The organism is Brevundimonas olei (genome assembly GCF_037055245.1).
Taxonomy (GTDB): Bacteria; Pseudomonadota; Alphaproteobacteria; order Caulobacterales; family Caulobacteraceae; genus Brevundimonas; species Brevundimonas olei.
Map to the genome: position 1 here is coordinate 2,372,274 of NZ_CP146369.1, position 13,761 is coordinate 2,386,034.

The 13,761-nt window shown below is 67.6% G+C and carries 15 protein-coding genes; 4 read left to right on the forward strand and 11 right to left on the reverse strand.

The window, feature by feature from the left end; translation table 11 throughout:
* The first annotated feature begins 54 nt into the window (after positions 1-54).
* The 3 genes from phaC to V8J38_RS11505 are packed head-to-tail and all read left to right on the forward strand — an operon-like array spanning position 55 to position 3,205.
* Entirely contained in the window at positions 55-2,022 is a 1,968-nt protein-coding gene (gene phaC / locus V8J38_RS11495) for a class I poly(R)-hydroxyalkanoic acid synthase (RefSeq protein ID WP_338575827.1), read from the forward strand.
* Positions 2,019-2,393: a hypothetical protein gene (locus V8J38_RS11500; RefSeq protein WP_338575829.1), complete on the forward strand. Its 375-nt coding sequence runs from the start codon at positions 2,019-2,021 to the stop codon at positions 2,391-2,393. The genes phaC and V8J38_RS11500 overlap by 4 nt, the downstream gene beginning before the upstream one ends.
* The gene (locus V8J38_RS11505; protein ID WP_338575831.1) at positions 2,393-3,205 is read left to right on the forward strand and encodes a rhamnogalacturonan acetylesterase; all 813 of its coding nucleotides are present in this window, start codon (positions 2,393-2,395) and stop codon (positions 3,203-3,205) included. Before V8J38_RS11500 ends, V8J38_RS11505 begins: the two co-directional genes overlap by 1 nt.
* 6 nt (positions 3,206-3,211) lie before the next feature.
* On the opposite strand, the gene argC is transcribed toward V8J38_RS11505, so the two are convergent.
* From argC to V8J38_RS11555, 10 genes are all read right to left on the reverse strand, one after another.
* Positions 3,212-4,147: an N-acetyl-gamma-glutamyl-phosphate reductase gene (gene argC / locus V8J38_RS11510; RefSeq protein ID WP_338575832.1), complete on the reverse strand. Its 936-nt coding sequence runs from the start codon at positions 4,145-4,147 to the stop codon at positions 3,212-3,214.
* A 228-nt stretch (positions 4,148-4,375) separates the two neighbouring features.
* Positions 4,376-4,864: a 30S ribosomal protein S9 gene (gene rpsI, locus V8J38_RS11515; protein WP_003165345.1), complete on the reverse strand. Its 489-nt coding sequence runs from the start codon at positions 4,862-4,864 to the stop codon at positions 4,376-4,378.
* Positions 4,865-4,866: 2 nt separating this feature from the next.
* Entirely contained in the window at positions 4,867-5,340 is a 474-nt protein-coding gene (rplM, locus tag V8J38_RS11520) for a 50S ribosomal protein L13 (RefSeq protein WP_338578626.1), read from the reverse strand.
* A gap of 344 nt (positions 5,341-5,684) precedes the next feature.
* Complete coding sequence (locus V8J38_RS11525; protein ID WP_338575834.1) at positions 5,685-6,116, reverse strand: molecular chaperone DnaJ; 432 nt, start codon at positions 6,114-6,116, stop codon at positions 5,685-5,687.
* A 7-nt stretch (positions 6,117-6,123) separates the two neighbouring features.
* Complete coding sequence (locus V8J38_RS11530; protein ID WP_291781848.1) at positions 6,124-6,957, reverse strand: division plane positioning ATPase MipZ; 834 nt, start codon at positions 6,955-6,957, stop codon at positions 6,124-6,126.
* A 120-nt stretch (positions 6,958-7,077) separates the two neighbouring features.
* A complete protein-coding gene (locus V8J38_RS11535) occupies positions 7,078-7,686 on the reverse strand; it encodes an SPOR domain-containing protein (protein ID WP_338575837.1) in 609 nt (202 codons plus the stop codon).
* Between the two features lie 49 nt (positions 7,687-7,735).
* A complete protein-coding gene (locus tag V8J38_RS11540) occupies positions 7,736-8,497 on the reverse strand; it encodes a chorismate mutase (RefSeq protein ID WP_338575838.1) in 762 nt (253 codons plus the stop codon).
* A gap of 311 nt (positions 8,498-8,808) precedes the next feature.
* Complete coding sequence (locus V8J38_RS11545) at positions 8,809-9,375, reverse strand: prephenate dehydratase domain-containing protein (protein WP_338575839.1); 567 nt, start codon at positions 9,373-9,375, stop codon at positions 8,809-8,811.
* The gene (locus tag V8J38_RS11550; RefSeq protein WP_291781837.1) at positions 9,372-10,742 is read right to left on the reverse strand and encodes a class II 3-deoxy-7-phosphoheptulonate synthase; all 1,371 of its coding nucleotides are present in this window, start codon (positions 10,740-10,742) and stop codon (positions 9,372-9,374) included. The genes V8J38_RS11545 and V8J38_RS11550 overlap by 4 nt, the downstream gene beginning before the upstream one ends.
* A gap of 51 nt (positions 10,743-10,793) precedes the next feature.
* On the reverse strand, positions 10,794-11,849 hold the full coding sequence (locus tag V8J38_RS11555; protein WP_338575841.1) for an enoyl-CoA hydratase/isomerase family protein: 1,056 nt from the start codon (positions 11,847-11,849) through the stop codon (positions 10,794-10,796).
* Positions 11,850-11,958: 109 nt separating this feature from the next.
* Here V8J38_RS11555 and V8J38_RS11560 point away from each other — a divergent pair, with 109 nt between their 5' ends.
* Positions 11,959-12,390 carry a hypothetical protein gene (locus tag V8J38_RS11560; RefSeq protein ID WP_338575843.1) on the forward strand — a complete coding sequence of 144 codons (432 nt, stop codon included), beginning with the start codon at positions 11,959-11,961 and terminating at the stop codon, positions 12,388-12,390.
* A 117-nt stretch (positions 12,391-12,507) separates the two neighbouring features.
* On the opposite strand, the gene V8J38_RS11565 is transcribed toward V8J38_RS11560, so the two are convergent.
* Positions 12,508-13,644, reverse strand: a complete 1,137-nt coding sequence (locus tag V8J38_RS11565; protein WP_338575845.1) for an acyl-CoA dehydrogenase family protein — start codon at positions 13,642-13,644, stop codon at positions 12,508-12,510.
* Between the last annotated feature and the right edge of the window lie 117 nt (positions 13,645-13,761).

The following is a 13,761-nucleotide window of genomic DNA, read 5'->3' on the forward strand; positions in this document are numbered from 1 at the left end:
CATCGCGTCGGGAGGAAGGCGTGCGAACTCGCGCGTCCCCATCGGAGGTTCGCCATGGCCAAGCGCCCGACCAAGGCCCAGCCCCAGAAGACGACGCCGGCCGACGCCCCCGCACCGCGCAAGGCGGGGCGCCCGACCTCGGCCAAGCCCCGCGTGAAAAAGGCTGCGCCTGCTGAAAAGCCGCAACCGGCTGCCGCTGCGGAACCGGCGGCGACCGCCGAAGCCCCCTCCTCCGCGCCCGACTTCATGGCCTTCAGCGCCGACCAGCGTCAGCAGCTGGAGACCCTGTCGCTGAACCTGGCCAAGGCGGCGATGATGGCCCAGACGGCGGTGGCCGAGGCGGCCCTGTCGCAGGCCGACCGGCCCGCCGCCCTGTCGCCCGATCCGTTCAACGTGGCCCCGGCCATGTCCTCGATCATGACCAGCCTGGCCGCCCGGCCCGAAAAGCTGTTTCAGGCCCAGGCCGACCTGTTCGGCCGCTATATGGAGCTGTGGTCGACCACCACGCGCCGCGCCATGGGCGAGACGGTCGACAACCCCGCCCCGGCCGACAAGCGGTTCCGCGACCCCGCCTGGTCCGAAAACCCCATGTTCGACATGATGCGCCAGTCCTATCTGGCCACTTCGGACTGGATGAACAGCCTGGTCTCCAGCGTCGAGGACGTGGACCCGCGTGTGAAGCGCCGGGCCGAGTTCTTCACCCGCCTGCTGACCGACGCCTTTTCGCCCGCCAACTTCCTGGCGTCGAACCCCGTGGCGCTGAAAGCCCTGGCTGAGACCAGCGGCGAATCCCTGGTGCGCGGGATGCAGAATTTCGCCGCCGACCTGGAGCGCGGCGCCGGGTCGCTGAAGATCAGCCAGGCCGACTACGGCCGCTTCGTCCTGGGCGAGAACGTCGCCACGGCGCCGGGTCAGGTCGTCTGGCGCGACGAGCTGTTCGAGCTGATCCAGTACGACGCCGCAACGGATCAGCAGCACGCCGTCCCGCTGCTGATCTTCCCGCCGTGGATCAACAAATTCTACATCATGGACCTGCAGCCGGCGAACTCCCTGATCCGCTGGCTGAGCGCCCAGGGCCTCACCGTCTTCGTCTGCTCATGGGTCAACCCGGACCGCGACAAGGCTGAGTTCGGCCTCGACGACTATATGAAGAAGGGCGTCTATCGCGCCGTCGAGAAGACGCTGGAGCAGACCGGCCAGAAACATCTGAACGCCGTCGGCTACTGCATCGGCGGCACCATGCTGGGCGCCACCCTGGCGCACATGGCGGCCAAGGGGGACGACCGTGTCGCCTCGGCCACCTTCTTCGCCGCCCAGCACGACTTCGCCGAGGCGGGCGACCTGCTGCTGTTCACCGACGAGCACTGGCTGGCCGAGATCGAGCGGCTGATGGACGAGGCGGGCGGCGTCCTGCCCGGCACGGCGATGGCCGACACCTTCAACGCCCTTCGCGCCAATGACCTGATCTGGTCCTTCTTCGTGTCCAACTATCTGATGGGCAAGGCGCCGCCCGCCTTCGACCTGCTGGCGTGGAACGCCGATCAGACGCGGATGCCCAAGCGGCTGCACCTGCAATACCTGCGCCTGATGTATGGCCGGAACGCCCTGGCCGGGGGCGAGCTGGAGATCGACGGCGAGCGCATCGACCTGTCGAAGGTCCGCATCCCGCTCTACTTCCAGGCCAGCCGCGAGGACCACATCGCGCCGATGAACTCCGTCTATCGTTCGGCCCGGCTGTTCGGCGGGCCGGTGACCTATACGCTGGCCGGATCGGGCCATATCGCCGGGGTCATCAACCCGCCCTCGGCCGAGAAGTATCAGCACTGGATCAACGCCGCCCTTCCCGAAACGCTTCAGGAGTGGCAAGCGGGGGCGGAACAGCATCCCGGCAGTTGGTGGCCGCACTGGGCCGACTGGCTGCACGCCCGGTCCGGCGCGCAGATCCCGGCGCGTGATCCCAAGGTCGGGCCGTTGAAGCCTATCGAACCGGCGCCCGGCGCCTATGTGAAAGTGAAGTCTTGAAGCGTATCGAGCCCAACCTGCTGCTGGCCCTGACCACGGCCATTCCGCTGATCCTGCTGATCGCCACGGCGACCCTGTTCGGCGCGCCGGGTCAGTTGCTGAAGTATGTGGTCATCGCCGTGGTCGTTCCGGCCGTTTTCGTGCCGCTGAACGGCGTGATGGCCCGGCGAATGAGCCTGCAGCGGCCGCCGATGATCCATCCTGACGCCGCCTCCACCGCCGTCTGGGCCAGCCTGTTTCCCGCGCTGATCATCCTGGCGGCGGGCGCGCCACTGGTCTTCCCCGGCCACGATTACGGCCTGCTGATCATCATCGCCGCCATCTTCTTCGCCCTGACGGTGGAGTCCGCGATCAAGGCCCGCCGGGTCTGATGATCCGATGCGCCCTGCCGGCCGCTATCGCGGCGACCCTGGTCTGCGCCGGCGCGGTCAGAGCCCAGGAGCGGCCGATCGACGCCGAAAAGATCATACTGGTCGGGGACTCGACGACCTCGGTCGGCAGCGGCTGGGGCGGCGCCTTCTGCGGCCGGCACGTCCTGTCGTCCCTGGCCTGCGTCAACCTGGGGCGTCAGGGCCGCAGCACCTCGACCTATCGCGCGGAAGGTTCATGGGATCTGGCCCTGAACGAAATGGCGACGCCCGGCTATGGGGCGGTCTGGGTGCTGATCCAGTTCGGCCATAACGATCAGCCGGGCAAGCGCAGCTCCACCGAGCTGGCGACAGAGTTTCCCGCCAACCTCAGGGCCTATGTCGACGAAGCCAGGGCGCGCGGCGCGCGGCCGGTCCTGGTGACGCCCCTGACGCGCCGATCCTTCAGCAACGGCCGCCTGCAGGACACGCTTGAGCCCTGGGCCGAGGCCGTGCGCCGCGTGGCGCGCGAGACCGGCGCGCCCTTGATCGACCTGCACGCCGCCAGCGGCGACCTGGTCCAGAGCATGGGCGCGCTTGAAGCCGCTCGCATGGCGCCCGGCGCGCCTCCGCCCGACTTCCTGTCCGAGCTTCAGGCCGGAAACTCGCCCGCCGCGCCGCTCGCCGTGGCGACGACGGCAGGCCCCCACGACCGTCACGCCGAGGACTTCGACTACACCCATCTGGGCCCCGAGGGCGCGCAGGTCATCGCCGCCCTGGTCGCGCGCGACCTGATCGCCGCAGCCCCCGAACTGGCGCCCCGCCTGGCGCCCTGAACCCCGTCAGCTGAGGCCCGTCGCCTCGTCCAGGCCCAGCATGATGTTGAGGTTCTGAACCGCCGCGCCCGAGGCGCCCTTGCCCAGATTGTCCAGCAGGGCGACCAGACGCGCCTGCTCTCCGCCGCGATCGCCGAAGACATGCAGGCGCATCCGGTTGGTGCCGTTCAGGCCCTCAGGCTCGATGCCGGTCATGGCCTCGGTTTCGTCGATCTCGGCGACCTCGACGAAGCGCTGCCCCTCATAGGCCTCGACCAGAGCGCCGTGCAGCCGCTCGACCGAGGGCGTCTCCGGCAGGGCCGACAGATGCAGCGGAACTTCGACCAGCATCCCCTGGCGATAATTCCCCACAGCGGGCGAGAACAGCACCGGGCGCGACAGGCCCGCGTGCTTCGTCATTTCCGGCACATGCTTGTGCTTCAGCGTCAGGCCATAGGCGCGGAAGGCGGTGGATGCGCCCTCAGCTTCAAACTCGGCGATCATGGCCTTGCCGCCGCCGGAATAGCCGGACACCGCATTGATCGTCACGGGCCAGTCGGCTGGGACCAGCCCCGCCTTCACGAGCGGCCGCATCAGGCCGATGAAGCCGGTCGGATAGCAGCCGGGGTTCGATACCCGCGTCGAGGCGGCGATGGCCGCGCGCTGGTCCGCATCCATCTCGGCGAAGCCATAGGTCCAGCCGTCCGCCACCCGGTAGGCGGTCGAGGCGTCGATAACCCGCACCGACGGATTCTCGATCATCGACACCGCCTCGCGGGCCGCATCGTCAGGCAGGCACAGGATGACCGCGTCGGCGCTGTTCAACGCCTCGCGCCGCGCCTCGACATCGCGGCGACGGTCGCCCAGCAGCATCAGCTCCAGATCGCCGCGCGCCTCCAGACGCTCGCGGATCTCCAGACCGGTAGTTCCGGCCTCGCCGTCGATGAAGATGGTGTGGGTCATCTCGTGCTCCTGATCCTTCTCCCCTTGTGGGAGAAGGTGGCCCGCGCAGCGGGTCGGATGAGGGGTCGCACTGACGCGACATTCTGACGGCGACATTGAATGAGGCGAAACCCCTCATCCGTCGGCCTGCGGCCGCCACCTTCTCCCACAAGGGGAGAAGGACAAAAGAAAAGGCGCTTCGAGTTGCCTCGAAGCGCCCCTTCGTAAACCCATCGCCGGGTTCGGCGATTAGCGCTTCGAGAACTGGAAGCTGCGGCGAGCCTTGGCGCGGCCGTACTTCTTACGCTCGACGACGCGGCTGTCGCGGGTCAGGAAGCCGTGCGGCTTCAGAACCTTGCGCAGTTCCGGCTCGTAGTGGGTCAGGGCGTGCGACAGGCCGTGGCGGATGGCGCCGGCCTGGCCCGACAGGCCCGAACCTTCGACGGTGCAGATCACGTCGTATTGCGTGGCGCGGTCCGAGACGGTCAGCGGCTGAGCGACCATCATCTGCAGCACGGGGCGGGCGAAATACGCAGCCACGTCCTTGCCGTTGACGGTGATCTTGCCGGTGCCGCGCTTCACCCACACGCGGGCGATGGCGTTCTTACGCTTGCCGGTCGAGTACGAACGGCCCAGGGCGTCGATCTTCGGCTCGCGGACGATTTCCTCGGCGGCAGCGGTGCCCAGGCCCTTCAGGGCGTCAAAGCCGGCGGCGGTGTCTTGAGTCACGTCGGTCATGCTCAGGCGCTCCGGGTGTTCTTGGACGACATCGACTTGAAGTCGATGGTCGTGGGCTGTTGGGCTTCGTGTTCGTGAGTCGCGCCGGCGAACAGGCGCAGGTGGGTCATCTGCTTGCGAGCCAGCGGCGACTCCTTGGGCAGCATCCGCTCAACGGCCTTTTCGAGCACGCGCTCGGGGAAACGACCGCCCAGAACCTTCTCCGGGGTGGTTTCCTTGATGCCGCCCGGGTGGCCGGTGTGGCGATAGTAAACCTTGTCGGTGTTCTTCTTGCCGGTGAACACCACCTTGTCGACGTTGGTGACGACGACGTAGTCGCCGCAGTCGACGTGCGGGGTGTAGGTCGGCAGGTGCTTGCCGCGCAGGCGGTTGGCGATGAAGGTCGCGAGGCGGCCCACCACGACGCCTTCGGCGTCGATGTGGATCCACTTCTTCTCGACCTCGGCCGGCTTCAGCGAAGCCGTGGTGCTCTTCAGCATGATGAGGGTCCTGGAAGACGAAAAACGCGGCCCGAACCAGATGGATCGAGCGGAGGCCGGGGTGATAGAGGGTCGCGCGCCGAAGGTCAATGTCGGTTACGACGACGATTTCGGCATAGATATTTGATTTTATTAAATATTTTAAATGAGGTATTAAAATACCTAATCCACTTCCTTCTCCCCTTGCGGGAGAAGGTGACTGCCGGAGGCAGACGGATGAGGGGGTGTGAGCGCCTCGTCGGCCTGAGAATCTGGCGAAGGAAAAGCGCTGCATGTCGCGCCGACACCCCTCATCCGACCCTACGGGCCACCTTCTCCCACAAGGGGAGAAGGAAAGCGCCCTACCCTTTCAGCAGCCGATCCCGCGCGGCGTTGACGCGGGCGGCCAGCCCCTCGGTTCCGCCCTGATCCGGATGCGCGCGGGCCATCAGGCGGCGCCAGGCCGCGTGGATCGTCTGGGCGTCCGCATCGACCGCGACGCCCAAAATGGAGCGCGCCTCGGCCTTGCTCATGGGCTCATTGGGTTTGGCCGCCCTGCCCGCCACAGGCCGGATGCGCGACTGCACGGCTAGCCAGACGCCCGCAGACGCCATGCCGCCCGCGATCAGCCAGGCTCCGCGCGCGGCGGCGAACACCGCCCCGGCCAGCAGGGCGGCGCTCAATAAGGTGGCGGAGATGCGCCAGTGACCGCGCCGGGCGCGCTCGGTCTGGCGGCCCAGTCGCACCATGGCCCACAGGGCCACAGCGGCCAGACCCAACCAGATCAGGCCCATGAAGCGATCAGGCCGCCGCGTCCATGGCGGCGATGGCGTCGTCCAGACCCAGGGCCTGCATCAGGTTGCGCATCTCCTGACGCGCAGCGACGTGGGCCAGGGACACCGACACCGGACGGATGTCGTTCGACAGGTCCGCCACCGTCAGGCCGAAGGGGAAGAGTTCGCGATAGATGACCCGGTCGCGCAGGCCCGGCCCGACACGGAAACCGACCCGCTTGGCCAGCTTGGCCATGCGTGAGGCCAGACGGCGCCGGTTGCGGGCCTCGGCCACGGCCAGACGGTTGGTGACGACGATCCAGTCGATCGTCACCTGACGGCCCTCGGTGACGGCGCGATGCTTGCGCGCCTCCCAGACGCTTTCCGAATAGATGGAGGGACGGATCAGATCCAGCGTCACCGGGTCCACCTCGCCCAGCAGGTCGAAGTCGACGAAGCTGTCGTTCATGGGGGTGACGATCTGGTCTGCGCGGCCGTGCGCGGCGCGCGACAGAGCCGTGTCCCCGCCCGGCGTGTCGATGACGATGACGTCGGCGACGCCCCTCGCCTCGGCGTAGGCGGCTTCGAAACGCGCCAGTTGCTCAGCCTCGTCAGCCTTATGCAGGGCCTTGCCGTCGCCCATGTCCGGCACGAAGGGCAGCGGCAGATCATGGCCGTTAGCCTTGGTCCAGGCGACGCGGTTGGCGAAGAACCGCTCCAGCGAGCGCTGACGCAGGTCCAGATCGATGATGGCGACCTTGCGTCCGGCGTGCAGAAGGCCGGTGACGATGTGAATGGCCAGGGTGGACTTGCCCGCCCCGCCCTTTTCATTGCCGATGACGATGACCTGAGGCTGCGCCATGTGAAATCCCACTGTGATCAGCAGGCGCGACTCATCTTCGTCCGCCGCCCGCCCATGGGCCGCAAGATCAGCCTCCGCGGGCCAATCGTCAACGAAACCTTAAGCTGAGCCTGTGGACGATCAGGCCGCAGCGGCGCCGGATCGCGCGCACCAGGGGTCCGAGGCCGCCAGGTCGCGGCACAGGGCCTGAGCCTGTTCGACGGAGGCGGCGACCTTCAGCCGGATCAGACGACGCCCGCCTACCTCCACCGCCTCATAGGCGGGTTGAAGCCCGGACAGCGCCGCCCCGCCCGGCCCTCGGCTCAGCCGCGCCCAGGCCGCGCGGGCGCCGTCTTCGCTGGAATAGGCGCCGAGTTGCACCTGGCGGACGGCGGTCGCGGGCTGCGCCGCAACGGCCGCAGGCGGCGTCTCGGGATCAGGGTCGTTCGTCGGCGTTGACGCGGAGGCGAGGCGAACCCTGGCTGTCACGCCTTCGCGTGCGTCCCACAATTCGTGCGGGGTCATCAGCTCGACCTTCAACGGCGCAGCTCGCTCGCGCGGCTGATCCGGCGTGACGGTCGGCCGCGCCTCGCCCTCGTCTTCAGCCGACACTGGAATGGAGGCCACCGACTGCGCCAGGGTCTCGAAGCGATGGGGATCGGCTTCGTTCACGCCGCAGCCCGCAAGCGTCAGCGCAGCCGCCGCAAGGGCGACGACGCGGCGCGATCGATGCAGGGCGGGCTGGGCCATGCAGCCACCCTCGCCCACCCTGCTTTGAGACGGAGTTAACGGCCTGCGGTCAGCCGATGGCGCCGACGCAGCCTTCGACATCGCCCGGCGCCACATCGGCGTCGGTCAGGGCCAGGCTCCAGCCGTGGTGAGTGTTCAGGCCCCAGCGACGCGCGCCCGAACCGTCGCCCGCATCGCCGCCCGCGGTGACGACCACGCGGCGGCCCTTGGGCAGGGCCGGCGGATCGATCTTGCCGACAGCCAGAGACGACGGCGTCTCGCCGCCGTAGCCGTCGAAGACGCTGAGCATCGACCATTCGCGACGCAGGCCGATCCACCAGGGATCGTCGCCGCTGATGGACAGGACGGCCACGCCCTTGCCCTCGGCCGCATGGGCCAGGGCGGCCTGCGGATCGAGGACCAGCTTGATGTCGGCGGCGGCGCCGAAGCGCAGGCGGGCGCCGTCCACGGCCTTGGCCGGATCAATCGGGGCCCAGACCTGGACCTGCAGGCGGCCCTGACGGGCCAGCCCCCAACCGACGATCTCGCGCCACAGATGCTCGACCGCCTCGCGGTTCTCGGGTTCGCACTGCTTCAGGATGCGGGCCTGGACGGCCTGTTCGCGGTCGGGACGCAGCTTGGTGTGGGGGCCGGTCGGAGCATCCTTGGCCTTGCCCACCTGGGCGGCGACGGACAGGCGGCGCTCGAACAGTTCGAGGATCTGATCGTCCAGGCTGTCGATCTCGGCGCGCAAGGCGGCCAGCGCCTTCTGTTCGGCGCTCAGTTCAACGGTTTCGGCGGGCCAGACTTGCTGGATGGCGGATTGCGACATGGGAGATGGCTTTCGGCATGGGATTTCGATGGGGAGGTCGCGTCCCGCCGACAGAAGGTCAGGCGTGAACGCGCGTACTGGCCGCTTAGGGAGAAGCGGTCGCCAGCGAGACAGTCAGGGTCTGGTTAGAAGCCCGACGCCTCAGCCGGCGTATCGAAAGCCGTAATAGCCGTAGCCAAAATAAAAACCGGCCACCGCGCGCGAGGTGGTTTCAAGGGTCATTTGTGCGCGCAGCGAGGACATGAATCCGGTCCGGTTTCTGGATCAGGGTTGATCCGACCGGGCCTTACAACAGCAAATTTTATGCGCGGTCAAGCCTCAGGAGCCGTGAAGAGGACAAACCGTGTGCGATTGTCGCTGAAATCCTGCAGATCGTTGCGCAGAACCGACAGTCCATAGACCTCAGCCGCGCGAGCAGGCGCAACGGCGGCGCGCGAGACGTCACCCGCCTCGGCCACCGCAGCGGCCGCGCCCCCGGTGTCGAACACCTCGACGGCCGTGATCGCCATCTCTTTCAGGGCTTTGGAGCACTGCTGCAGGGCCACCGGGTGGCTCTCGGCCGTCTTCACGTCCGACAGCCGCGCCTCGGGCACGCCCAACAGGGCCAGACGGATCGGCCGCCAGGCGTCGCTGACCGCCACAAGTCCCGCCTCTTTCACAAGCGTAGCGGCGGGCTCGACCACGCCTACGGTCGAGTTCTCGACGGGGATCAGGGCGCAATGGCAGTCGCCGCTCAGGACGGCGTCGATCGCGCCCTGGAAGGTCTCAAAGCCGACCGCTTCGTCCCACGGACGCAGGTCCAGGCAGGCTTCGTGGCTGAAGGCGCCCGGCGCGCCCTGATAGGCGACGCGGCCGGGCGTTTCGTCTTCTGCCGTCATGCGGCCTCGGACCGGGCCTGCCGCCCGGCCTTGAGACGCTCGGCGACCAGGAAGGCCATCTCCAGCGCCTGATCCGCGTTCAGGCGCGGGTCGCAGTGGGTGTGGTAACGGCTCGACAGGTCGTCCTCGGTCACCGCCTGGGCGCCGCCGATGCATTCAGTGACGTTCTGGCCGGTCATCTCCAGGTGGACGCCGCCGGGGTGGACGCCCTCGGCCTCCGCAACATCAATAAATGTGCGGACCTCGCCCATGACGCGGTCGAAGGGCCGGGTCTTGTAGCCGTTGCCGGCCTTCAGCGTATTGCCGTGCATCGGGTCGATCGACCAGATGACGCGCTTGCCCGCCGCCTTCACCGCCCGCATCAGACCCGGCAGGCGGTCGCCCACCTTGTCGTGACCGAAGCGGCCGATCAGCGTCAGGCGACCCGGAATGTTATTCGGGTTCAGGGCGTCGATCAGCGGCAGCAGGTCGTCCGCCGTCATGGTCGGCCCGCACTTGACCCCGATGGGGTTGGAGATGCCGCGCATGAACTCGATGTGGGCGCCGTCCAGCTGGCGGGTGCGCTCTCCGATCCACAGCATGTGGGCCGAGGTGTCGAACCATTCGCCGGTCGAGCCGTCCAGGCGCGTCAGAGCGCTCTCGACGTTCAGCAGCAGGGCTTCGTGGCTGGTGAAGACCTCGACGCGCGACAGGTCGGGATGCGTTTCGGGCGTGACGCCGACCGCCTCCATGAAGGCCAGCGCCTCGGTGATCTTGTCGGCCAGTTCGCGGTAGGCTGCGCCAGCGCCGTCATCGGCGAAGCCCAGCGTCCAGCGATGGATGTTGTACAGGTCGGCATAGCCCCCGCCCGCGAAGGCGCGCAGCAGGTTCAGCGTCGAGGCCGACTGATTATAGGCGCGGATCAGGCGCTGCGGATCGGGCGTGCGCTCTTCCGGGGTGAAACCCATGCCGTTGATGATGTCGCCGCGATAGGACGGCAGCTCGACCCCGCCGATCTCCTCGACCGGCGACGAGCGCGGCTTGGCGAACTGACCGGCGATGCGGCCGACCTTCACCACCGGCTTGCGGCCGGCGAAGGTCAGCACCACCGCCATCTGCAGGATCAGGCGGAAGGTGTCGCGGATGTTGTCGGTCGAGAACTCCTTGAAGCTCTCGGCGCAGTCGCCGCCCTGCAGCAGGAAGGCGTCGCCCGCCTCGACCTGGGCCAGGTGATCGGTAAGCTTGCGCGCCTCGCCCGCAAAGACGAGGGGCGGCATCGCGCGCAGCTCGTCTTCGACGCGCGCCAGCTCGGCGGCGTCCGGATAGTCCGTCGGCATATGCAGGACGGGCTTGTTTCTCCAGGATTCGGGGGTCCAGCGACTAGTCATGCCGCCAAGATAGGCTTTTCCCCCGCCCGGAACAATGAAGCTTGCGCGAAATCAGCCGATCAGCGGTTTCCATGCCTCACCCGCAGGCAGGGGCGCGAACAGGGCCTCGATCTGGGCCTCTGAAACCGAAGAAAGCTCGGCCGGCGACCACTGAGGCGCATTATCCTTGTCGATGATGACGGCGCGCACGCCTTCCTGGAAATCGTGGGTCTGCACGACACGGCCGCCCAGGGCGTATTCCATCGCCATGTTGTCGGCGAAGTCGGTCAGCGTCGCGCCCGTGCGGATCTGGCGCAGAGAGACTTTCAGCGACTGCGGCGACTTAGTCTTCAGGATGTCGAGCTGCTTCTGCGCCCACTCCGAACCCTCGGCCTGAAGGGCGGCGACGATCTCTTCCACCGTGTCGAAGGCGAACAGGCGGTCGATGGCCTCGCGGTGCGACGCCAGCGGCGACGGCCCGGCGTCTCCGGCGGCGTAATCGGCGACCGCCTTCGGATCGGCGGGCGCGGCCAGCAGGTCGACCTTCAGCGCCTCAACGGCCTCCGACGCGACGAAGTGCGTATGGATGCCCAGCGCCACCGTATCCGCCGCCTTCAGCCGCGCGCCGGTCAGCGCCAGCCAGACGCCCGTTTGGCCCGGCAGGCGCGGCAGGAACCAGCCGCCGCCCACGTCGGGGAACAGGCCGATGCCGGTCTCGGGCATGGCGTAGGTGGTGCGCTCGGTGGCGATGCAGACGTCGGCGGGTTCGCTGATGCCCACGCCGCCGCCCATGACGATGCCGTCCACCACCGCCGTGATCGGCTTGGGATAGACGAACATCAGATGGTTCAGCTGATACTCGGCCTTGAAGAAGGCCTTGGCCTCCGAGGCGTCCCCTGCCCCGCTCTCGGCGATCATGCGGATGTCGCCGCCCGCGCAGAAGCCGCGCTCGCCCGCGTGGTCGATCAGCACCGACTGAACCGCGTCGTCCGCGCGCCAGGCCAGCAGCGCCTCGATCATCGTCTCGCACATGGCCCGGTTCAGGGCGTGAATCGCCTTGGGCCGGTTCAGGGTGATACGGCCGACACCGTTCTCGATGCGGGTGATGACTTCGGATTCAGTGCTCATGTCTTGCCTCTAGAGCCGAGGCCGTCGCGGGTAAAGCCGAAGAGCCGTCTTGCATTCGCGCTGCAGCAGCGTTGGTATGGCTCCGTCCAGCTCACGAAAGACCTCCCCCATGCTCATCGCCGCGATGACAGCCGCCCTGACCCTGACGGCCGCTCCCGTCGATGAAAGGAGCGCGCAGTGGGTGACGCACGACGTATCGGGCGAAGGGCCAGTGGCCAGCTTCCTGAACTGGAACTTCACCTCGGTCATCACCCGCGCGCACTGCGCGGGCGGACAGATCACGTTCCAGTATTTCTATGATTTTCCGGGATCGCCCGGCCCCGGCGAGCGCGTCCTGACCGTGACGATCGACAACACGGACTATGCGCTGACGCCCTCGGTCGATGAGATGGACCGGCAGGTCTACACCCTGTCGCCCGAAGGCAAGGCCGCGCTGAGACAGGCGCGCAACGTCGATCTCGACGCCCCGAACGAGGCGGACGAGCCGTGGTACCTGGGCCGGTCCGCCGCGCTGGTGAACCTGGCGAGGCGCTGCGGCTGACGCCTAGACCATTATCGATTCGAATTGAAACAATCCGAACTCAGATCAATGGTCCAGTATCAATGCTTTGAGCGAATATCTGGGTTCACATGCGATCGCGCGTGAACCGATTTCGCTCTAGCGCGCTAGCTCGCGCGCCACGATCACGCGCATGATCTCATTGGTGCCTTCCAGGATGCGGTGAACGCGCAGGTCGCGCATGATCCGCTCCAGCGGATAGTCCTTCAGATAGCCGTAGCCGCCGTGCAACTGCAGCGCCTGATCGGCGATCTGGAAGCAGGCGTCGGTCGTCAGGCGCTTGGCCATGGCGCACCATTTGGTCTTTTCCGGATGGCTGGTGTCGATGGCCCAGGCGCCGCGCAGCACCATCAGGCGGGCGGCCTCGAGATCCGTGGCCATGTCCGCCAGCTCGAACTGGGTGTTCTGGAACTGGCCGATGGCCTGGCCGAACTGCTTGCGGCCGGCGACGTATTCCTGGGCCGTCTCCAGCGCCAGACGCGCCCCGCCCAGCGAGCAGGCGGCGATGTTCAGGCGCCCGCCGTCCAGACCGGCCATGGCGTATTTGAAGCCCGCGCCTTCCTCGCCCACCAGGTTGGCGGCCGGCACGCGGCAGTCATCGAAGCTGACCACGGCAGTCGGCTGGGCGTTCCAGCCCATCTTCTTCTCATTGGCGCCGAACGACAGGCCGGGCGTCCCCGCCTCGACCACGATGGTCGAGATGCCCTTGGGCCCCTCGCCGCCGGTGCGGACCATGACGACATAGACGTCCGACGTCCCGGCGCCCGAGATGAAAGCCTTGGCGCCGTTCAGCACATAGTGGTCGCCGTCGCGCACCGCCGTCGTCCGCAACGCCGCCGCGTCCGAGCCCGAGCCCGGCTCGGTCAGGCAGTAGCTGGCGATCTTCTCCATCCCGACCAGCGACGGCACGAAGCGCGCCCTCAGTTCGTCCGAGCCGAAGCTGTCGATCATCCACGTCGCCATGTTGTGGATCGAGATGAAGGCGGCCGTCGCCACATCGCCGCGCGACAGCTCTTCAAAGATCAGCGCCGCCTCGACCCGGCCCAGACCCATGCCGCCGTGTTCCTCGCCCGTATAGATGCCGGCGAAGCCCATTTCGGCGGCGGCCTTCAGCACGTCGACCGGGAAATGCTTGTCCTCGTCCCAGCGGGCCGAATGCGGGGCCAGTTCGGCCTCGGCGAAGGCGCGGGCCGCGTCCTGAATGGCGCGTTGATCGTCGGTGAGGGCGAAGTCCATGAAAGCTCCCGCATTACAGCCTGCCCTCTGACGGGGCGTTCGGGGCGCTTCTAACGGCTGGCGTCGCGCGCGTCACCTTGCTGTCGGCGCCCCTATCAGATTTCCGCTCATCCCGGC

Bases quoted from the DNA above. Each gene is read 5' to 3' on its own strand.
- V8J38_RS11540 (WP_338575838.1), bottom strand. From the start codon at position 8,497: ATGTCGCAATCCGCCATCCAGCAAGTCTGGCCCGCCGAAACCGTTGAA.
- V8J38_RS11565 (WP_338575845.1), bottom strand. From the start codon at position 13,644: ATGGACTTCGCCCTCACCGACGATCAACGCGCCATTCAGGACGCGGCC.
- argC (WP_338575832.1), bottom strand. From the start codon at position 4,147: ATGACCCACACCATCTTCATCGACGGCGAGGCCGGAACTACCGGTCTG.
- rpsI (WP_003165345.1), bottom strand. From the start codon at position 4,864: ATGACCGACGTGACTCAAGACACCGCCGCCGGCTTTGACGCCCTGAAG.
- V8J38_RS11555 (WP_338575841.1), bottom strand. From the start codon at position 11,849: ATGAGCACTGAATCCGAAGTCATCACCCGCATCGAGAACGGTGTCGGC.
- V8J38_RS11560 (WP_338575843.1), top strand. From the start codon at position 11,959: ATGCTCATCGCCGCGATGACAGCCGCCCTGACCCTGACGGCCGCTCCC.
- V8J38_RS11505 (WP_338575831.1), top strand. From the start codon at position 2,393: ATGATCCGATGCGCCCTGCCGGCCGCTATCGCGGCGACCCTGGTCTGC.
- phaC (WP_338575827.1), top strand. From the start codon at position 55: ATGGCCAAGCGCCCGACCAAGGCCCAGCCCCAGAAGACGACGCCGGCC.
- V8J38_RS11530 (WP_291781848.1), bottom strand. From the start codon at position 6,957: ATGGCGCAGCCTCAGGTCATCGTCATCGGCAATGAAAAGGGCGGGGCG.
- V8J38_RS11525 (WP_338575834.1), bottom strand. From the start codon at position 6,116: ATGGGCCTGATCTGGTTGGGTCTGGCCGCTGTGGCCCTGTGGGCCATG.
- V8J38_RS11550 (WP_291781837.1), bottom strand. From the start codon at position 10,742: ATGACTAGTCGCTGGACCCCCGAATCCTGGAGAAACAAGCCCGTCCTG.
- V8J38_RS11545 (WP_338575839.1), bottom strand. From the start codon at position 9,375: ATGACGGCAGAAGACGAAACGCCCGGCCGCGTCGCCTATCAGGGCGCG.
- V8J38_RS11535 (WP_338575837.1), bottom strand. From the start codon at position 7,686: ATGGCCCAGCCCGCCCTGCATCGATCGCGCCGCGTCGTCGCCCTTGCG.